Source organism: Bacillus cereus group sp. MYBK5-2 (assembly GCF_051915685.1).
Lineage (GTDB): Bacteria > Bacillota > Bacilli > Bacillales > Bacillaceae_G > Bacillus_A > Bacillus_A cereus.
Genome location: NZ_JBQAFE010000001.1, coordinates 296,651 through 316,486 on the forward strand (window position 1 = coordinate 296,651; position 19,836 = coordinate 316,486).

Below are 19,836 nucleotides of genomic sequence, written 5' to 3' on the forward strand. Positions count from 1 at the left end.
AAACTAGCTAATTGAGAGGAGGATTATAGTGAAGGAGAAAAGACATAATCAATTTTGGGCATTTATAAAAACTCAGAAATATTTTCTAGGTTATATATATAGAGAGCATCCTTTGAGTTTAATCTTATTTTGTATATTATCACTTATTACCGCTACTATTCCACCAATTTTAATCATTTTAAATAAACAAACCATTGACACGATTACTAATATACATAATAACCCTGATGCTCAAGAAGTTGTAATAATTTTGTTGGTAGTAACTTTTTTATTGCAGTACTTCTCTTCTGTATTAAGTAATATAGGAATATATATATTTACTCGTATTACCCAGACTGTTAATTATGTTCTAAAAAAAATAATGTTAACAAAATTGATTAAAATACCATTAAAAGAATATGAAGATAGTAGTTTTTTTGACACTATAAATTTAGCGAATATAGCAATAAGCGGAAATGGTGTAAGGGTAATTAGTAGTTTGATAGGGGTTTTACAAAGTTTGATTTCTTTAATTGGGATTTGTGGGATATTACTTGCGATCCATTGGATATTACCTATTGCACTATTTTTGTCTACATTGCCAGGTATTATTTTGATTTTTATAGCAAAGTCTAAAAATTATAGAATGACTAAAGAAACAGCGGCTAAAGATAGAGAACTGGGCTTTACTGATAACCTTTTTGTTGATAAAAGTGCTATCAGAGAGATAAAGATTAATGATTCGGGAGATTTTTTATTAAATAAATGGTCTAACTTATTTAAAGTTATACAAAAATATAAACTCAACTTAGCTTTATGGGAGTGCAAAACTAAATCGATTGCCGCATTACTGTTACAGGTGTCTAGTTTAGTTGTATCTTTAATACTTGTATACCAAATATTTGATAATAAGTTATCCATTGGTGACTATGTTGCTTTACTTGGGGCAGTAGCTTCTGTGCAATCAATATTTGGTTCAATTGGTTCTCATCTAGGTTCGATTTTTGAGACAGCTATCTATAATAGTGCTCTAATGCAAATATTGGATTACGATGTTAAAAATAAAAAAGAAGTAGATCCCATAGAAATTCAAAGCGTAGAAGAGATATCTTTAAAAAACATAAGTTTTTATTATCCAAAAACTAATGTTAAGGTATTGGATAATATAAACTTAAAGATTAATAAGGGAGAAAATATTTCAATTGTAGGGCATAATGGTTCTGGAAAGACTACACTAGTTAAATGTATTTTAGGCCTTTATGATGTAAGTGATGGTGAAATTAGAGTAAACGAAAAAAATATTAAAGATATTGATAAAATAACTTATTTTGAAAGAGTAGCAGCAATTTTCCAGGATTTTTATAAATATAAATTTAGTGTAAGAGAAAATTTAGGATTTGGGAATCTAAAGAAGTTAAACGATGATCAGGAATTATATAATGCACTACAAAAGGTAGGGTTATATGAGAAAGTAAAAAATTATCAATTTAATCTGGATACATATTTAACTAGAGAAATACCAGCTGGGAGAGAGTTATCTGGTGGAGAGTGGCAAAAATTAGCTATTGCAAGAGGGTTCTTGAAAGATTCAGATTTAATTATTTTAGATGAGCCTACTGCAGCATTAGATCCACTAAGTGAGATGAAAATTTTTGAACTTTTCAACAAATTATCTGAAAATAAAACGACAATAACTATTTCTCATAGATTAGGACCTACAAAGTATTCAGATAGAATTATTGTAATGGACAATGGGAATATAGTTGAAGAGGGAAACTACGATGAGTTGATGAATAAACGTGGAGTGTATTATGAAATGTATTTATCACAAGCAAAATGGTATGAGGAACAAATAACGCAAAATTCGATTTAAGACATTGAGGTGTATTATGGAAAAGAGTCAGTTTTTATTATCTGTGAAAAATTTGTGTAAAACTTATAAGGGCGTTGGCTATGAAGTTAAAGCGCTAAAAAATGTATCCTTTGATTTATATAGAGGTGAGTTACTTGCAGTTATGGGAACAAGTGGTTCAGGAAAGAGTACATTACTTAACATATTAGGTGCTTTAGATAGTCCAGATGAAGGCACTATTTTGTTAAATGGGGAAGTGAAAAATAATATGTTTACTGAACCATATGCGACAAAATACCGGAGTGAGAATATAGGGTTTGTGTTTCAATCATTTAATTTATTGAAAGATTTATCAGTTAAAGAAAATATTGCATTACCGCTTATTTTAAAAGATATAAAAAAAGAGGAAATAGACACTGAGGTACAGCAGATGATAGAACTAGTTGGTTTGGAAAACTGGTCTAATCATCGACCAGTTCAACTTTCAGGGGGGCAACAGCAACGTGTTGCTATCGGAAGAGCATTAATTACATCACCACCTATCGTATTAGCTGATGAACCAACTGGGAATTTAGACTTTAATAGAACTACAGAACTTTTAAAAATGTTAGTAGAGATGAAAAAAAAATTAAATCAAAGTATGGTTTTAGTTACACATGATCCCAATGTAGCAACATACGCAGATCGCGTGATTTTTTTCCATGATGGAAAAATTGTGGACAATTATGTATGTGATAATGGACCGGTCGATATGGAAAATATTTTAGAGAAGTTTAAAGCGTTGATGGAGAAAGTGCAATGATTAGATCTATTAGGGGAATAGCATTACGTTTTTTTAGAGCGAATAAATTTATTGCATTGTCATCAATTGTTAGTGTGATGTTGTCCATTTCGTTAATTATCACAATGGGAACTTTCTCGGTAAATGCTAGACATTCAATAGAAAATAAAGTTAAACAGATATATGGAGATATGGATTTGTCAGTTGGTTACAGTAGTGATCAAACAAAAGTCATGGATAAGTCCCTATTAGATAAAATTACATCCTCAAAAAGTATTAAACAATCATCGAGTGCCTTGGTTACACGTTTAAAAGTTGATAGTTTAAACACAAATATGTATACAGTTGGGGTTCAAAATGATTTACTAACAAAAAGTAAGTATCATTTTAATGAGAATATAGAATCCAATGAGGTGATAATTAATAAAGAATTAGCTCAAGTATTGAAGGTTCGAATAGGGGATAGTATTTTAATAGAAAATAAACAATATAAGATAAAAGAGTTATTGACAGATTTAGATGCAACGGGGATGCCTCCTGATATAATTATGTTATCTAAAGATACAGTTCAACGACTTATGCAGGAAAAGAATAGTAAAAATATTGAAGCCACTTATGTTTTAATTAAGATGAAAGAAAATGAAGATGTACTAACATTAGCTAATCAAATTAGAGAAATTGATTCGGACTTACGAATTGATGTAACAGAAGAAGATGAATTTTTAAAGAGTAATCTAGCCTCATTAAATATATTTATGATTATTTTGTCGGTACTCATGCTTGTTGTTACTTCATTGATGATTATTTCTAATTTTGAATTGTTTTTATATAAATATAAAAATCAAATTTCTATTATGAGATCCATTGGAGCGACAACAAAACAAATATTTAAAGTTGTGTTATTTCAATGTAGCTTGATTAATATTATTGGTACTATCTTGGGCTTTGTGCTAGCTGTAATAAGTAATCAATTCTTGCAAAAATGGCTGGAAAAATTATTTTCTTTTCAAATTAGTTCGTTAGGATTTGATTATAAAATAGCAGTAATGGTCATGATTTTTGGCGCAATATTGATTGAAATATTCATGCTGTTTCCCTCTTATAAGAGTGCAAAAGTGTTGCCATTTAAAATTATGCAGGACAATGAAAAAGTCGATTTTTCTAATAAAAATAAGTATTTGAAATTTGGGAAATTCATAACTTTTATCAGTGTAGCTCTAATTCTTATAGGAAGGTTTGTAACTTATGGAGAAGATACAAGAGTAGCGTTTGTATTAATTGGATCACTGTTATTAATATTAGGGATATTTATATTGTTTCCTATTTATCTTCCAACGTTATTAACGCGCACTTTACCTATCATTAAATTTCTTATTGGTAATACATCATTTGTAGCAATTAAGAATCTTATACCACAAGTAAAAAAGAATACATTTGTTGTTTTGACTATTAGTACAATGATGATTATTGCTGTTTTTGGATCGGCACTATTAAAAACTATTCAAAAGAATGAAGAAGCATATTTAAAACAAGAATATCCAACAAATATTATTGTGAAAAGTCATTTAAGTAAAAATTCAACAATTAAGCATGCAGAATTGCAAGCGGAGATAAAAAAAATAAAAAGTGTTAAGGAAGTAAGCACGCTAAGTAATTTTGTTTCTGCAGAATTGAAGAAAGGCGATCAATATGTTTCTTTTAATTATGCATTAGCTGATTTAAAGGAGATGGGGAAACAAAATTTACTTCCACTTCTTTCTACAAATGTGGAAAATAAGGTTGTTATTACTAAAGGTTTTGCGCTACAACATGATCTTCATGTAGGGGATAGTATTGTTCTTGGTATGTACTCAGAATCCTCACAAAAAATAGAAGAGAATGGAAGAGTTGTTGTGGGGGAAATCGTTCAAAAATTATCTGGCTCAAATGTAGAAATGTATATGGATTGGAGAAATAAAGAATTTAATACAGATTTCACTGTATTTAGTCGTTTATTTATTAGCTCCAACGATGAACAATATACCTTGAAACAATTAGAAGAATTAAAAAAACAGTATCCAGAATTACAAATCAATAGCTATGAACAGTCGGTCAAAAAGGCAAAACAAATGTTTTATCAAAGATGGTCCATATTTATTGTAGTGATGATAGTAATGGTGTTTAGTGTTATGTTAGGAGTATTTAATACTCTTATTAATAATATAAATTCAAAAAGAAAAGAATTTGCTGTTTTAAGGACGATATGTATTGATAAAAGAGGGATTATAAGGGTCATAATGACACAAGTTATTCTATATATCCTTATAGGATTAATACTTGGTACTTTTGCCGGGATTCTATTAACATATGCTATTAGTTTAATTGATCATGGGAAAGTATATATTGATTTTATTTTTGTGAATACGATTGTAGGAGTTATGTTAGGAATGGCGTTTATTATTTTTGTTCCTTTTGCAAATCGAATAGGGAAAAGAAAGGTTTCTATAGAATTAAATCAAGATAATAAATAATAGGCCATCATTATTGTAAGTTTTGAACGAATTAAGGTATTATTTATCATACTCAAAATTCTCCAGATCTAAGAAGGCTTTCACCACTGTATATGTCTTTATAGCGTTATTAATGATAATAGTGTTGAAATGAAATACACAGCAGAACTAGAAAAAGCACTAACAGACGCTGTAATTCCTGTAGATCAACAAGAACAGGCAGCTGCGTTAGCGTAAAATAGAAACCCACCTGAAGGGGAGCCTTTAGGTGGGTTTTTCTCTTGACTAAAAATAAATAAAATGTGTTACAATGATGATAGAGTATTTAGTGTGAATTTTGCATAAAATAAAAAAGACAGAAGCCTGAGAAACTTCTGCCTTGTGTAACCTAACTTGCTATTGTGGTGGTAGTAGGTGCGGTTATAAGACAATTACATTAACGTTTTAGCCGAGAACCGCCCTTACCTTTTCCACGAAGCAGGGTGGTTCTCGCTTTTTTGTATACAGAAATTAGCCATGGACCGACGTATCTTCTACCGATGACAACGCCAGCTCCGGTTAGGATACCATACACTAATTTAATTACAAACATCGCGATCATATTATCACCTCCCCCTTTTTTCAAAATGGAAGAGATGATTACCACGCCTACTAGTTATAGCTTATTAAGTTACATATTAATTGTATTATGTTTTAAAATAGGGAACAAGACATATGGATGAAAATTCCTGTTTTTAAGCAGAACATTAGTGTCAGGGGACAAGAAGTAAATAAATATTCATAAAAAAACGGTATGGACATTACCATCCGTATTTTTTTATGTATTTATAAAACTTTTCCATACAGTGCGTCGTCTAATATATGGGAAGGAGGAAATGATGTGGATGAATTAACGATAGAAGCGTTTGAAATAGAGGATAAGGAGGACCTTATCGACGAAATAATGAACAAGTATGGACAAGAAGTCCTGCAGCTTGTGTATTCGTATGTGAATAATAAAGAGGTTGCGGAGGACGTAACGCAAGATATATTTGTGAAATGTTATAAATCTCTTCATACATATAGAGGGAAATCGAATGTGAAAACGTGGTTATGGAGAATTGCGATCAATCAATGTAAGGACTATTTAAAAAGTTGGTATAACAAAAAAGTTATCGTGACAGAGGATGACTTTACGTATATGGAGAGTCAAAAAGAAAGTGTGGAACAAACTGTCATTCAAAATGCAGAGGATAGTAGGCTTGCTTCTGCGGTAATGAGTTTACCGATAAAATATCGAGAGGTCATTTATCTATTTTATTATGAAGAATTATCAATTAAAGAGATTGCTATGGTAATAGACGTAAAGGAAAACACGATAAAAACGAGACTGAAAAAAGCGAAGGAGCTTTTGAAGAAAGGATTGGAGGAATAATCAAATGGAAGATCGATTAAAAGGTTTGCGAAAATCAATGGAGAACACAACGTTTAAACATTTGAGTTTTTCTGATCGGCACCAAAAGCGGGTGCACGAAAAAATCAATCAATCGTCCGAAAAGGAAGAAGACATCCTTTTAGCAGTGTTGCAACTTCTTATGAATGAAAAAACAGGTTATGAATTGATGCAGTTACTGCGGGGGAGAGGAATTCAAAAATTCGAAGGTGATGAAGGATCTCTATACACTTTATTGCATCGTCTAGAACAAAATCGCTTTATCCAATCTAGCTGGGATCATGCGGGAGGTAAATATTATCAATTAAATGATAAAGGAAACAAGATGCTGCGAAAGGCAGAGAAGAATGCTACGAAGGCACGATTTATATTAAAAGGATTAGTACAGGAGTGAGGCGGAATTGAACAAAAAAGGGGAGCGTTTTGTAAGCGAAGTTACGAATCATATTAAATCAAAAGAAGCAAAGAGCTTTGTAGCAACGGAACTAGATTTTCACCTAAAACAGGCGAAGAACACATGGATAGAAAAAGGCTTAAGTGAGGAAGTCGCTGAAAATAAAGCGGTGGAACAAATGGGAAGTCCGATTAAACTAGGGCAAGAACTTAATAAACTTCATAAGCCAAAGGTGGATTGGTTTTTACTTATTTTATTAGTGGCTGCTATGGGGTTAGGTTTTTTATCGGTTTTTGTTTTTGAATATACGAATGAAGTAATAATAAATAAGGTGATATTTATTATTCTCGGTGTTGTAACAGCGATTGGGATGATGTTACTTGATTATCGGAAATTAGAGAGAATGGGATGGTTGTTTTATATAATCGGAGTAGTTGTCCTGTTAATACTATACTGTTTTCCAAACGCTTCAATGATTGGAGAATCGTTAATACAAATCGGCCCAATTGCAATTGACTGTCTAATGGCAGTGCCTTTCTTTTTTCTAGCTTGGGCTTCTTTTTTTAATGATAGTAGGTTAAAGATTATACATCTTGTGGTTTTATATTTATTTTCTTTGTATTTATTTTTGATTGTATCCACCCTTTCTTCAATTTTTATCTATATTACGATGGTATTCGTTATGCTTTGGTGGAGTAAGCTAGGAAAGAAAACGTCGTTGATTATTACGATTGTACCTATTTGTTTATTTGTTATCAAGGTATCCGTATCATGGTCTTCAGGATACCACTTAGATAGACTTTTAGGGTATTTAAATCCTGAGAGTGATGCAGGTGGCGCAGGATTTATGTATATACGATTAAAAGAGGTAATGTCATCAGCAGGTTGGTTTGGTACATATGGAGATATGAAATTCATCCCTGCTCCGGATACTGATTTTGTATTTGCAAGTTTGACTTACTATTATGGGTATTGGCTTGCATTAATTCTTGTCTTCGTTCTTTCTCTTTTTGTAGCAAGATTAATAGTCATCTCTTATAAAATAAATGATCGGTACGGTAAATTGCTACTCGTTGGTGGATTGACTCTTTTTGTATTCCAGTTCATTTATAATGTTGGAATGATACTAGGATTATTGCCGCTTGCTGCTATATCCTTACCTTTTATTAGTTACGGATTAACGCCGACTGTATTTCATGCGCTTATAATGGGGATTGTGCTGAGTGTATATAGGCGTAAGGGTATTTCATTCAGAATTAGAAAGACACCTTGATACTTATATAAGTTGCATATAAAAGAATTCATTATTATGATCAAGTAAAAACGTAAATAGATAGTAGAAGAGGGGTATGATAAATACTCCTCTTTTCGTGTTTAAATAAGTGCACTCTCTTTAATAGAAATACATAATTCAGAACAAGAAATTGATTCAGCTAGCTGGTGTAAATAGGCGTATTCTTCCGCGTCTTTTTCGGAAGTGTTAGGATCCAATAAAGGTGAAGAGAGAAGTACAACAATCGTAAGTATGTCTGCATCATGAGAGACGATGTTATAACCTGCAAATACAGGTCGTTTTAAGTCTTTTACTTTTTGAATCATTTGATGGAATTTCGTAACACTTATATGGATTTGTGCGAATGGAAAGCATTTTTGGATTGGATTCTCGATGTTCTTTCTAATTTTATAATCGTATACATAGTAGTACTTTTCTTGCTGCTCGAGTGTTTGCAACTCTTTCGTGAATAAGTGGTATTTGTCTATAAATCCAGTTGTGAGTGCACGATGTTCTTCGCCAACTAATAATGTGAAAGGTCTTGGTGAGGAAATTGAAATGGTGCGGAAGTTTAGGTTAGTAAAAGTATGCTTAGATTGTAAAATGGTATGTAATTTTTCGGTAGGAAATTCACCGTCATAAATAGCAATGAAATAATGATTCATATTTCCACTCCTTGTTTTTTTCTAAAATGATATATTCTACTTTAAAGGTGCAAATCCTGCACAAAAAAAGAAACACCTTGGTTGTTATCAAGGTGTTGTTATAAGCTCAAAACTCTCCGAATCAGCCCCAAGCACAAAAGGACTAACCTCACCAACGCTATAAAGTTGTAATTCATGCATTGCGCGCGTACAAGCAGTGTAGAATAATCTACGAACGCTCTCATCGCTGTATACATCTTTAGAAGCATTGTAAATAATAACAGCATCAAATTCGATACCCTTCGCTAAATAAGCAGGGATCACGACGACGCCTTGCTCATACTCGGCTGAGTTACTTTTCACGAGTTTAATATTCTTGATATGATTAAGTGCTTCGTAAGCAGCGGCGCTTTCAGCCGCAGATTTACATATAATTGCGATCGTATTGTGCTGCTCTTTTTGTAGTTCAGCAACTTTGGCAGTAATATGTTCGTGCAGTTCGCTTTCATTTGATACTTTCGTCACTGTAGGTTTCGCGCCGTCACGTTCAAAGGCGTGAATGTTCTTGCCTTCCGGTACGAGAGCACGTGTGAATTCAATAATTGGTTTTGTTGAGCGATAGCTACGAGTTAAGTTGATACCGTTCGTTTCATCTGGTCCGTATAAGCTAGTAAGTGTATTGAAATTCACTGTTTCACTCGCATGGGCAAATATCGCTTGGTTAAAGTCCCCGAGTACCGTCATTCTTGCAGCAGGGAAGAGACGTTTTAAAAACTCGAACTGAAACGGCGAGTAATCCTGTGCTTCGTCTACGAGTACGTGTTTAATCGATCTGTTCGTTTGGAAGCCTTCAATTAATTCTTTTAAAAGTAAAAATGGAGTCGCATCCTCGTAATATAGCTTTCCTTCATCAAGCATATTTACTGTTAATGAGCAAATATCATCCCACTCTTTCGGTTTTTCTCCAGTAACCCATGATGCATCTGTGAAAAGCTGTTTATATATACCTGTAAAATTGATGAAGCGCAATGTTTGAACGCCTTTACGAAGAGGCTTCAATTTTTTACGGACAATCATACGTCCAAGTACTTTCGCCTCTTTCTCAAAATCGTTAAAGGAGTTGTCGTCAAACTCGCCTTTTTTCTGTAAATATTTATAAGCCTTTTGATATTCATCTTTACTAAGTAGTTCGATTTCTTCTTCTACCCAAGGCTTTTTCAGTTCTGCTTTTTCAAGTGCATCTATTTGCTTATTTAGCCAATCCGTTAACTTCTCAATTCGGCTATGGAAGTGGAGAGAGGAGTCAGTATTATAAAATTGCCCTGTAATTTCTTTAGCTGAGGCAATTAGTTTCCCTCTAAATTTCATTCCTCTAAATAGCATGCCTGAAGATTCAAGAGATTGTCTGTAAGCTCTAATCATCTCGAAAAATTGAGTAGATGCTTTAAATCGGATGCTAGCATTTCTCGTTTTATAGGTAGGGCTATTTGTTTCAGTTAGCATATATTCTAATTGCTCATAAGGGTCTTCAACGGCAAATGACTTACTCAGTCTATGATTTAAATATTCTTGGAATGTCACTTGCTGCATATTTTCTTCACCGAGTTCAGGTAGTACGTTAGAAACGTAGCTATTGAACATAGAGTTAGGGGAGAAGAGAATAATTTGATCCGCTTTTAGCCATTCGCGATATTTATATAGTAAGTAGGCGATTCGCTGAAGGGCAGCTGATGTTTTACCGCTACCAGCAGCTCCTTGCACGATAAGGAGTCGGCCTTCATCGTGACGGATAATTTCATTTTGTTCACGCTGAATCGTAGCGACGATACTTTGCATATGTTTGTTTGTACCTTTTCCGAGCGCTTGTTGCAAGATTTCATCACCAATTGTCAGGCTCGTATCGAACATAGAATCAATCTCGCCATTTTGAATAATGTATTGTAATTTTTTCTCCACATTACCGTGGATTACGCCGCCTGGTGTACTGTATTCAGCTGGTCCTGGTGGATAATCGTAGTATACACTCGAAATAGGTGCGCGCCAGTCATATATAAGAAAGTTTTCTCCGCTAGCATCCGTAAGTGTAGCAACACCGATATAAATTTGATCCGCAGCAGATTCTCCTTCTTCTTTGAAATCAATTCGTCCAAAATAAGGTGCTTTATGCATACGTTTTAGTGCGGCAAGTCGATTAAAGGTGTGCTTATGAGTAATTTGTGTGACAGCTAGTGACTGAGCTTGTTGTCTTAAGTTGATAACTGTTTCAAGATAATCATCAAAAGTATCCGTGTTCACTTTCACATCATCCCAAAAGTGTTTACGAATATTGATTACTTCTGCCCGGCGTCTGCCAGTTTCGTTTTCCAGTTTATCAATTTGCTCCTTAATCGTTTCGATTACGGTATCCAATCTTTTTTGCTCTAAATCAAGTTTTTTGTTCATACGGTAGCACTCCTTTAAAAGTGAAAAATAGAGGTTGACTGAAGATGTGTTTTGGTGTACAATTAAGATACGGATAAATACGTTCCTTTAGTTTTAGAAAACGTGTTTCTGTACTAATTTAACATAGTTTTTGAATTTAATCAATGATAATAAGATAAACCTTGGTTCTGCGTGGCGTGGATCAAGGTTTTTTTGTGTTTTTCTTTAAGGAAGAATTGCAATTTTATTGAGGAGAATGTAAGTAAAGCAAAGAAGAAAATCAGGAATAGGGGGATACTGATGCAAAAATATTTTGAGGAAGCGCATCGTTTTTGTTCTCGTAATAGAAAGCACTTGGAAAAGGATGTTATATGTGGTTGTTTCTATTGTTTAGAAATTTTTCATCCAGAAAAAATTACAGAGTGGTGGGATGATGATAACACAGCAGTTTGTCCGCATTGCGGGATTGACTCTATTATAGGAGAAAATTCTGGATTTAAAATTACAGAAATGTTTTTAAGTGAAATGCATAAAAGATGGTTTTAGTTAAACGAATGAAAAAATAAACTTTCATTAACGAAGAGGATACATAAAAAAGCTCGGGCCGAAGCCCAAGCTTTTTTTACTTCATTATTTCTTTTCTTCTTTTTTATCGTCAGCTTTTTTCTCTTCGAAAAGATCTTTTAAATCTTTATCGTCAACTTTTACGTCAGCTTTTTTGATTTCTTTCATCATAAGATCGTTCATGAATGCGCCATCTTGCACTTTCTTCGCAACAAGTTCTTTTTTGATGTCAGCTTTAGATTGTTCGAATGATTTTTCTGGCTCTTTAATGTCTGTAACTTTAATGATGTGGTAACCGAATTGTGATTTTACAGGCTCACTTACTTCATCTTTTTTCAGTTTATAAGCAGCATCTTCGAATTCTTTAACCATTTTACCAGGTCCGAAGAATCCTAAGTCTCCACCTTTTTCTTTTGAGCCAGTATCTTCAGAGTATTGTTTCGCTAACTCTTCGAAAGATTTACCTTGTCCAAGTTCTTCTTTTACCTTTTTCGCAGTAGCTTCATCTTTTACAAGAATATGGCTTGCTTTAATTTCAGGCTTGTAGTTGTCTTTTAATTCTTTATCAGTGATTGTTTTTTCAATTGCTTTTTCTTGAGCTAATTGAGCACGTAACATATTTTTAAATGTTTCTTCTTTCAGACCTTGTTGTTTTAACAGTGTATCGAATTGATCACCAACTTGTTTTTTCGTTTCATCGAACTTTTTATCTACTTCTTTGTCGTCTACTTTGTAGTTTTTAATAAGTACTTTTTCCATAACCATGTTGTTTAGTACTTGTTTACCAGCTTGTGTCTTCATTTGATTGTAAAATTCTTCTTTTGTAATGTCACCAGCTTTAGATGTAACAATTTTGTCTGATGATGATGTTCCACATGCTGATAATGCGATTACACTTGTTGCGGCTAAGGCAAGCATAGCTTTCTTCATTCGATAAACACTCCTACTATTATGTATTTTTAATTTATCCTACACCAATGAATTTTGATTCATAAGAGCCCGATTAAGTCTCACTGATACTTTTGCTTTTTTATATTGGTAAAGCGCGCTTAACAGGGCTTACCGAGGCTGAGGATAAAGTTTTGATGAATGTTTTGTTCTATAGTATAAGCAATATGTACAAAATTTAATATATCATATTTCGAACCGTTTTCATATTGATAAAGAAAAATTAACCAGCACGTGTCAGATTTTGAAAGTGTGCCATATTGGGCGTATGCCGCATATATAGAATAGAGGAGGGGATGGGGATGAATTCTCAACTTATTTTATTACTTGTACTGTTTATTTTATTGGTTATTGTAGGTATAATTTGCTTATAGAGGAAAAAAGTGAGGAAGGGGCTTTCCTTCCTCACTTTCCATGAAATATAATTTCTATATAACTAGAAATTAATAAAATTGTTATACATACATTAATAACCCGAAAGACACCGGGCTGGCGGCTCGCAGCTATTTGTTTTCGTTCACACAGTGTATGTGTCATGAAATTCGTGTAAAATATAACAAGAAGTGCGAATGCGACAAAAACAACTGTTATAAGTGTCATGAGGCGAGACCTCCTTTTGGCTAAAATACATATACATATATTGTATCACACGATATTTTGTTCGTGTTACAAAATTCAGAAATAGAAGACTTTGTGTTAGAAAGTGAGGGAGAAAATGGACGTTGTTAGAAGATTAGAACAAGCTGAATACTATGTAGACCTACTATTTAAAATGATTGATGAAGAGAAGTGTCCATTTTATTCTTTGATCATAAAGAAAAAAGCTCGTAAAAAAGATATTGAACGTATACTAAATCTTTGTGAAAAACTGAACGAGCAATATGTAGTGGAGAAAGCAGAAGGGCTTCTTTTGTTCGATGCGCTGTTAGATCAATTTGAAAAAGCGCTTCCACATCAGCTCGAAGTACACGAAACTGCGGAAGCGCTAGCAAAACAAGGTTTATTTAAGCCGCTTATGAATGAATTCTTAAGCATGATTGCGAAAAAATAAATAGATTATTTCTTAACTAACTTTTGATCGGATTCTGTAAAGTTCTCTTCAATATCTTCTAATGATTTCTCAAAAATATCGATAAAGTCTTGTCCGTAAATATTACGCAGGATTGCAATCAGTTCGATATTTTCTGGGAACTTCCCATAAAAATTACGAAGTGCAAGAGCTCCATTAAACACTGAATTATTTTCAGGATCATACTCCTCCATTAAGCGAAGTAGTAATTCTTCCCCTTTGTCTGTAATTTCAATGTACGTATTTCGTTTATCATCTTCCTTTTTTGAGAATACAAGATAGCCGCGTTCTTCCAGCTTTTTAGAGAAGTTAAACGCCGTTGATACGTGCATAACTCCAAACTTAGCAATCTCAGAAATAGAAGCCCCTTTTAAATGATAAGCGATTGTTAAAATATGATGTTCATTAATATTTAAATCGTAAGGTTTAATCCACTGCTGCCAATCTTTCTCTACACATTTCCATAACGCTTTCGATAATTGAGCAATGCGTTGGCTGAAAATCATCGCTTCTTTTACCGAGTAATCTTTTTCTCCACTTTTCATTTACTCACCCACTTTAACATTCTTTTTTCATTACTATCTATTATGCCAGTAAAATAAAAATTAATAAAGTCTTTTTGTGAGAATTGTGAAAATTTTTCGGAAAAATGACATTCTATACAAATCATGCATAACTATGGAAGCGTTTTATGAGTCGTGAATACATACGTTGTCCTTACATGTTAAGTGATAACATATATTGTAAATGCATAAAAACACGGCATATCTATACGACATGCCGTGTCAAGGTCAATTTATATAAAAAATATTTGTTATATGCAAAAAACTAAGCAGGAATTTGTTTACGCTTTTTCTGGAACAGCTTCTTGTAGTTTCTCAATTGACTTTTGGATGTCCAAAATTTCTTTCTCAATATGGCGCTTGTTTTGAGAAATATCTTGCTTCCAGTTAGAAAGTGTATCGTGCATATCGTCTTTTAATTCTTGGAACACTTCTTTACCTTCTGAAGCAGTTTCAACGATTTGACGTTTTAATAATTTCGTATCAGCTGTAATATCAGCTAAAGTCTTTTTAATATCATTTCCTTTTTCTTTTAACTTGCCGCGCATGTCTTTACCAGAAGAAGGAGTTGAGAAAAGAACAGCTAGTCCAGCAACTGCTCCGCCGCAAATAACACCTGTAATAAAGGATTTAGCTTTTGACATAAAAGGAGACCTCCTTATTTTTTGTTCGTATTCATGATGGGAAAATATGCATATCTTTCTTATATGTGCTATGCACAAACAATCATCCCTGAGCATTTTAAGTAAAGAAACAAGCCATGCGGAATTTGATGACTTCAGGGAAGTGGCTTGTTATGTATTACGCCTTCTTATAGTGTCATTATTTCACACTATTTGCAATTGTACTTGCGATGTTTTGTAAATTTTCCATAGTGTATTCATTTTGGTGTGATTTCCAAACAGCACCGAAACCATCTTTTTCACCGTAGCGTGGAATTAAATGAAGGTGGAAGTGGAACACAGTTTGTCCAGCTTTTTCACCGTTATTGTTAAGTAGGTTAAAGCCAACTGGATTAAACTCTGCTTTAATCGCATTTGCGATTTTTGGAACGACAGAAAAAATATGTGATGCGATTTCTGGCGTTAACGCAAAAATGTCTTGTTTGTGAACTTTCGGAATAACAAGAGTATGTCCTTTTGTTACTTGACTAATATCTAAAAATGCAAGCACATGTTCATCTTCGTATACTTTTGAGCAAGGGATTTGCCCGTCAATGATTTTACAAAAAATACAATTGTCTGCTGTATGATTCATTGATCTCATCCTTTCAAATATCCTTAGCCGTATTTTACCATAATTACATAAGAGAACAAACACGAAAAACAGGAAGCTGACTCAGCTTCCTGTTTTCTGAAGAGGGATTGAAAAAGCATTATCGTAATTTACGTTTCGCAGACACCTCATTTATTTAAGAAATGCACGGTAAATCGGCTAAAGTTTCTGCCGCAGACACCCCATTTTCAAGTGAAATGAATTGCAATCTTTTTTTAAATGAAATTGTTTATTTTTTAAAACAGTATATGCTCTTTCAGAGACACCCCGTTTCGAAAATGAAACAAATGATCTGGTTATGTGTAAATTTCATTGTCCAACTTGGACACCCCATTTCATGATGACTTCACTATGTTGTTGTACTCATCAATTGGTGGTTGCTTTTTCAATGTGTTCCTTCTTCAATAATTATGATGTCCGCTTTCGGGAAATTATATGCTAATAAATTTAAAAATTTTTTTTGAGTACATGGATACTATGTAGTACAGCATAATTTTTGGTAAGATGAATATAGAATGAATACTAATGAAGAAAGTGGTGTCGTATGAGCGAGTTATTGCGTGTAGAAAATGTTACAGGAGGATATACGAAACGACCTGTATTAAAAGACGTTTCGTTCTCTGTTAATAAAGGCGAACTTGTCGGCTTAATCGGTTTAAATGGAGCTGGTAAAAGTACGACGATTAAACATATTATCGGTTTAATGGAACCGAAAAAAGGAACTGTCACAATTAATGGGAAAACAATTCGTGATGATATGACAGCGTACCGTTCTAGCTTTTCATTTATTCCGGAAACGCCGGTATTATATGATGAATTAACGTTAGAAGAGCATTTGAAATTAACAGCTATGGCGTACGGCGTGGATGAAAAACAATATGAAGAACGTGTAGGACAACTACTACAAGAGTTTCGTATGAAAAATCGTTTAAAATGGTTTCCATCTCATTTCTCAAAAGGGATGAAACAAAAAGTAATGATTATGAGCGCATTTTTAGTGGAGCCATCTCTTTACATAGTAGATGAACCTTTCGTTGGATTAGATCCGTTAGCGATTCAATCCCTTCTTCAAATGATGGACCAAATGAAAAAGAGTGGTGCCGGTATTTTAATGAGCACACATATTTTAGCGACGGCAGAGCGTTATTGTGATTCGTTCATTATTTTGCATCAAGGTGAAGTAAGAGCGAAGGGAACGCTATCTGAACTGCAATCACAGTTTAATATGCCAGGTGCAACGTTAGATGATATTTACATCGCGCTAACAAAGGAAGAAGATTATGAATAGCACAGCGTTATGGAAAGAACGATTTCGTCACTTTCTAAAAGAAGTTCGTACATATAGTAAATACGTATTTAATGATCATTTGAAATTTATTTTCGTGTTCATCATCGGTGCGGGAGCGTATTATTACCAGCAATGGTTACAAACGTTAACAACTTCGTTTCCAACTGCGCTCGTAATGGCAGTATTAATTGGACTCGTGTTAACGGCTGGATCCATTCAAACATTATTAAAAGAAGCGGATCTCGTTTACTTACTGCCAGTTGAAGAAAAGTTAAAACCTTACTTCACAAAGGCATTTCTTTTTACATTTATGATTCAGTTATACATAATCGCAATCGTAGCAGCTGCGCTTGCTCCGTTATACTTCCAACAAATGAAGCAAACAGGAGCTGGCTACATATGGATCGTACTCGCATTTGTCATTGTAAAAGCGTGGAATTTATTTGTAGCGTGGGAAAAGTCATTTTTAACAGATCAAAATATACAAAGAGCGGATTGGTTCATTCGTTTTATCCTAAACGGTTTATTTGTATATTTCCTTGTAGAACGTACTTCAGTTCTTTTCATTGGTGGAATCGTCCTTCTCATGGTGTTATACCTTGCTATCATGCATCAAATGGTCAAAGGAAAGCCACTAAACTGGGAGTATTTAATTTCCGAAGAAGGTAAGAAGATGATGCTACTGTACCGCATTGCGAACATGTTCGTTGATGTACCAGCATTAAAAGAAAGAGTAGCCCGCAGAAAATGGCTAGATTTCATTCTGTCGATGATAGGCGAAAAGCGTACATATTTATACTTATATACGAGAACATTTTTAAGATCTGGTAATTATTTTGGATTATATGTGCGTCTGCTCGCTCTTGGCGGAGTAATTCTTTACTTCATTCCATTTTTATATGGACGATTTATCGTAAGCCTTATCTTCCTATACTTAATCGGTTATCAGCTATTAACTTTATGGAAACATCATCGCATGAAAATTTGGCTTGATTTGTATCCAGTAGGGGGAGAAGAGAAGAAGAAGGATTTTCTTGCTTTATTAAACGCGATTCTAATCATCGGAAGCGTAATCTTTACAGTTATATTTGCACTAGCAACGAAAGATTTCATGATGACAGGAATTTTACTTATCGTAAGCATATTATTTAGTATCGGTTTCGTTTACCAATACGGGGCGAAGCGCATTGAGCGTTTAAATTGAAAGGAATGAACCTATGATTACATACGAAGAGAAGGTTATAAAAGAATTGGAGCAGTGGAAAGCTACATTCATGAAAGGTTCTTCTATGATGACACGGTTCTCCAAAAAAGTGCAGACGAAGGTGCAACAGCTCATTCCGGCGAAAGTACAAAAGGTACTAACAGAGACGATTCGTATGATGGTGCAAACGATTAGCGCCGGGTCAAACTTTATAAAGCCGAAACTAAAAGAGACGACATGGTCACTGCAAAGACGTGACGATGAAGTTCGTAAAAAAATGGATGAGTACAAAAAAATAGCAGCGGCAGAAGGAGCAGGGACTGGAGCTGGTGGTATTCTCCTCGGTCTTGCTGACTTTCCGCTTTTACTTACAATTAAAATTAAATTTTTATTCGATGCAGCGACATTGTACGGATTTGATACGAGTAAACAAGAAGAGCGTCTTTTTATCCTTCACGTTTTCCAACTTGCCTTTTCAAGTGACGATCACAGAAAAGAAATATGGAAAGCAATCGAAACGTGGGATACAGAAAAAGAAAATCATATGGACTGGGAAAAGTTCCAAACAGAGTACCGAGACTATATTGATTTAGCAAAAATGCTTCAGCTCGTCCCAGTAATCGGCGCCCCAGTCGGCGCGTATGCGAACTATCAATTACTGCAAAGGCTTGGAGAAGTGACGATGAATTGTTATCGTATGCGATTGCTGAATAGGGATTAAAAACAAGGCGTCCTACATATGTAATGTAGGACGCCTTTTCTTAGAAGCTAAGTCCGATATAGCTAATTCCAACTATAATCAATACGATAAAAAGTACAATGATTAATGAAAATCCGCTCTTACCAGCTTGTCCCGCTTCACCGCCGCCATTACCACCACTACCACCACTACCACCACTACCGCCATTACCACCAAGTCCCATATGATATCCTCCTTATTCTTATATGTTGCTTTTACTTTATAACTTTCTGTATTTTCCAATAAATACCTTCTGTAGTGCTAACTAAATTGAAAATCATTTCGTTTTGTTTTATAATTTACTTACCGAACGGTAAGTAAAAATAAGTGAGGTACAGTATGACGAAGAATTTACAAACATCGCAGAACATTGTAGAGGCATCATTTAAACTTATGGCAGAACACGGCATTGAGAAGATGAGTCTTTCCATGATTGCGAAAGAGGTAGGTATTTCAAAACCGGCTATTTACTATCATTTTTCTTCTAAAGAAGCGTTAGTTGATTTTTTATTTGAAGAGATTTTTTCTGATTATCATTTTACAAAATACTTTAATGAAGAGCGGTATACGAAAGAAAACTTTGCAGAAAAGCTAATCGCAGATGGTTTACATATGCTCTCTGAGTATGAAGGGCAAGAAGGAATACTACGCGTTATCAATGAATTTATCGTAACTGCATCGCGAAATGAAAAGTATCAGAAACGTTTATTTGAAATACAAGAGGATTTTTTGCATGGTTTCCATGATTTATTGAAGAAAGGCGCGAGACTGGGCGTTGTGTCACAACATGAAACGGAAGAAAATGCTCATACGCTAGCGCTCGTGATCGATAATATGAGCAACTATATGCTCATGGGATTCCAGTTAAAGTATAAAGAAATTTGGATTCGAAATGTGAAAAACGTAATGAAGGAGGAGTAA

At 34.1% G+C, this 19,836-nt stretch carries 22 protein-coding genes; 13 read left to right on the forward strand and 9 right to left on the reverse strand.

Annotated features, from left to right (window positions below; translation table 11 throughout):
* The first annotated feature begins 28 nt into the window (after window positions 1–28).
* Genes ACTFP3_RS01700 through ACTFP3_RS01710 form a run of 3 tightly spaced genes read left to right on the forward strand, consistent with a single transcriptional unit; the run spans window position 29 to window position 5,122 of the window.
* On the forward strand, window positions 29–1,852 hold the full coding sequence (locus ACTFP3_RS01700) for an ABC transporter ATP-binding protein (RefSeq protein ID WP_000660696.1): 1,824 nt from the start codon (window positions 29–31) through the stop codon (window positions 1,850–1,852).
* Between the two features lie 16 nt (window positions 1,853–1,868).
* On the forward strand, window positions 1,869–2,633 hold the full coding sequence (locus ACTFP3_RS01705; protein ID WP_000415763.1) for an ABC transporter ATP-binding protein: 765 nt from the start codon (window positions 1,869–1,871) through the stop codon (window positions 2,631–2,633).
* Window positions 2,630–5,122 (forward strand): ABC transporter permease, encoded by a 2,493-nt coding sequence (locus ACTFP3_RS01710; RefSeq protein WP_000621279.1) that lies wholly within the window; start codon window positions 2,630–2,632, stop codon window positions 5,120–5,122. The genes ACTFP3_RS01705 and ACTFP3_RS01710 overlap by 4 nt, the downstream gene beginning before the upstream one ends.
* A 415-nt stretch (window positions 5,123–5,537) precedes the next feature.
* On the opposite strand, the gene ACTFP3_RS01715 is transcribed toward ACTFP3_RS01710, so the two are convergent.
* The gene (locus tag ACTFP3_RS01715; RefSeq protein WP_000561154.1) at window positions 5,538–5,702 is read right to left on the reverse strand and encodes a hypothetical protein; all 165 of its coding nucleotides are present in this window, start codon (window positions 5,700–5,702) and stop codon (window positions 5,538–5,540) included.
* Window positions 5,703–5,981: 279 nt separating this feature from the next.
* On the opposite strand from ACTFP3_RS01715, the gene ACTFP3_RS01720 reads away from it, so the two are divergent.
* Genes ACTFP3_RS01720 through ACTFP3_RS01730 form a run of 3 tightly spaced genes read left to right on the forward strand, consistent with a single transcriptional unit; the run spans window position 5,982 to window position 8,200 of the window.
* Window positions 5,982–6,515 carry a sigma-70 family RNA polymerase sigma factor gene (locus tag ACTFP3_RS01720; RefSeq protein WP_440009170.1) on the forward strand — a complete coding sequence of 178 codons (534 nt, stop codon included), beginning with the start codon at window positions 5,982–5,984 and terminating at the stop codon, window positions 6,513–6,515.
* A 4-nt stretch (window positions 6,516–6,519) separates the two neighbouring features.
* The gene (locus tag ACTFP3_RS01725; RefSeq protein ID WP_440009172.1) at window positions 6,520–6,927 is read left to right on the forward strand and encodes a PadR family transcriptional regulator; all 408 of its coding nucleotides are present in this window, start codon (window positions 6,520–6,522) and stop codon (window positions 6,925–6,927) included.
* A 7-nt stretch (window positions 6,928–6,934) separates the two neighbouring features.
* Complete coding sequence (locus ACTFP3_RS01730; RefSeq protein WP_440009174.1) at window positions 6,935–8,200, forward strand: FtsW/RodA/SpoVE family cell cycle protein; 1,266 nt, start codon at window positions 6,935–6,937, stop codon at window positions 8,198–8,200.
* Window positions 8,201–8,301: 101 nt separating this feature from the next.
* Here ACTFP3_RS01730 and ACTFP3_RS01735 read toward each other — a convergent pair whose 3' ends face one another.
* Window positions 8,302–8,865, reverse strand: a complete 564-nt coding sequence (locus tag ACTFP3_RS01735) for a hypothetical protein (protein ID WP_440009176.1) — start codon at window positions 8,863–8,865, stop codon at window positions 8,302–8,304.
* Between the two features lie 87 nt (window positions 8,866–8,952).
* Entirely contained in the window at window positions 8,953–11,286 is a 2,334-nt protein-coding gene (helD, locus tag ACTFP3_RS01740; protein WP_440009178.1) for an RNA polymerase recycling motor HelD, read from the reverse strand.
* 279 nt (window positions 11,287–11,565) lie between these two features.
* Between helD and ACTFP3_RS01745 the strand changes: the two genes are divergently transcribed.
* Entirely contained in the window at window positions 11,566–11,811 is a 246-nt protein-coding gene (locus tag ACTFP3_RS01745) for a hypothetical protein (protein WP_001174905.1), read from the forward strand.
* Window positions 11,812–11,895: 84 nt separating this feature from the next.
* Here ACTFP3_RS01745 and prsA read toward each other — a convergent pair whose 3' ends face one another.
* Complete coding sequence (gene prsA, locus ACTFP3_RS01750) at window positions 11,896–12,759, reverse strand: peptidylprolyl isomerase PrsA (RefSeq protein WP_000710074.1); 864 nt, start codon at window positions 12,757–12,759, stop codon at window positions 11,896–11,898.
* A gap of 278 nt (window positions 12,760–13,037) precedes the next feature.
* Between prsA and ACTFP3_RS01755 the strand changes: the two genes are divergently transcribed.
* The gene (locus ACTFP3_RS01755) at window positions 13,038–13,151 is read left to right on the forward strand and encodes a hypothetical protein (protein ID WP_002023459.1); all 114 of its coding nucleotides are present in this window, start codon (window positions 13,038–13,040) and stop codon (window positions 13,149–13,151) included.
* Between the two features lie 31 nt (window positions 13,152–13,182).
* Here the strand turns inward: ACTFP3_RS01755 and ACTFP3_RS01760 are convergent, their stop codons facing one another.
* The gene (locus ACTFP3_RS01760; RefSeq protein ID WP_000172690.1) at window positions 13,183–13,377 is read right to left on the reverse strand and encodes a hypothetical protein; all 195 of its coding nucleotides are present in this window, start codon (window positions 13,375–13,377) and stop codon (window positions 13,183–13,185) included.
* A gap of 115 nt (window positions 13,378–13,492) precedes the next feature.
* On the opposite strand from ACTFP3_RS01760, the gene ACTFP3_RS01765 reads away from it, so the two are divergent.
* Window positions 13,493–13,828: a DUF1878 family protein gene (locus tag ACTFP3_RS01765; RefSeq protein WP_000383655.1), complete on the forward strand. Its 336-nt coding sequence runs from the start codon at window positions 13,493–13,495 to the stop codon at window positions 13,826–13,828.
* A gap of 5 nt (window positions 13,829–13,833) precedes the next feature.
* Here the strand turns inward: ACTFP3_RS01765 and ACTFP3_RS01770 are convergent, their stop codons facing one another.
* From ACTFP3_RS01770 to ACTFP3_RS01780, 3 genes are all read right to left on the reverse strand, one after another.
* Complete coding sequence (locus ACTFP3_RS01770) at window positions 13,834–14,391, reverse strand: HTH-type transcriptional regulator Hpr (protein ID WP_000834924.1); 558 nt, start codon at window positions 14,389–14,391, stop codon at window positions 13,834–13,836.
* 299 nt (window positions 14,392–14,690) lie between these two features.
* Window positions 14,691–15,053, reverse strand: a complete 363-nt coding sequence (locus ACTFP3_RS01775) for a YtxH domain-containing protein (RefSeq protein WP_000030300.1) — start codon at window positions 15,051–15,053, stop codon at window positions 14,691–14,693.
* Between the two features lie 178 nt (window positions 15,054–15,231).
* Window positions 15,232–15,666 (reverse strand): HIT family protein, encoded by a 435-nt coding sequence (locus ACTFP3_RS01780; RefSeq protein ID WP_001016835.1) that lies wholly within the window; start codon window positions 15,664–15,666, stop codon window positions 15,232–15,234.
* Window positions 15,667–16,228: 562 nt separating this feature from the next.
* Between ACTFP3_RS01780 and ecsA the strand changes: the two genes are divergently transcribed.
* Genes ecsA through ecsC form a run of 3 tightly spaced genes read left to right on the forward strand, consistent with a single transcriptional unit; the run spans window position 16,229 to window position 18,897 of the window.
* A complete protein-coding gene (gene ecsA, locus ACTFP3_RS01785) occupies window positions 16,229–16,972 on the forward strand; it encodes an ABC transporter ATP-binding protein EcsA (RefSeq protein ID WP_001292603.1) in 744 nt (247 codons plus the stop codon).
* Window positions 16,965–18,176: an ABC transporter permease EcsB gene (gene ecsB, locus ACTFP3_RS01790; RefSeq protein WP_001089131.1), complete on the forward strand. Its 1,212-nt coding sequence runs from the start codon at window positions 16,965–16,967 to the stop codon at window positions 18,174–18,176. Before ecsA ends, ecsB begins: the two co-directional genes overlap by 8 nt.
* 13 nt (window positions 18,177–18,189) lie before the next feature.
* Window positions 18,190–18,897 carry an ecs operon protein EcsC gene (ecsC, locus tag ACTFP3_RS01795; RefSeq protein ID WP_440009182.1) on the forward strand — a complete coding sequence of 236 codons (708 nt, stop codon included), beginning with the start codon at window positions 18,190–18,192 and terminating at the stop codon, window positions 18,895–18,897.
* A gap of 40 nt (window positions 18,898–18,937) precedes the next feature.
* On the opposite strand, the gene ACTFP3_RS01800 is transcribed toward ecsC, so the two are convergent.
* Window positions 18,938–19,099 carry a YjcZ family sporulation protein gene (locus tag ACTFP3_RS01800; RefSeq protein ID WP_431149138.1) on the reverse strand — a complete coding sequence of 54 codons (162 nt, stop codon included), beginning with the start codon at window positions 19,097–19,099 and terminating at the stop codon, window positions 18,938–18,940.
* A 155-nt stretch (window positions 19,100–19,254) separates the two neighbouring features.
* On the opposite strand from ACTFP3_RS01800, the gene ACTFP3_RS01805 reads away from it, so the two are divergent.
* Entirely contained in the window at window positions 19,255–19,836 is a 582-nt protein-coding gene (locus ACTFP3_RS01805) for a TetR/AcrR family transcriptional regulator (protein ID WP_000164838.1), read from the forward strand.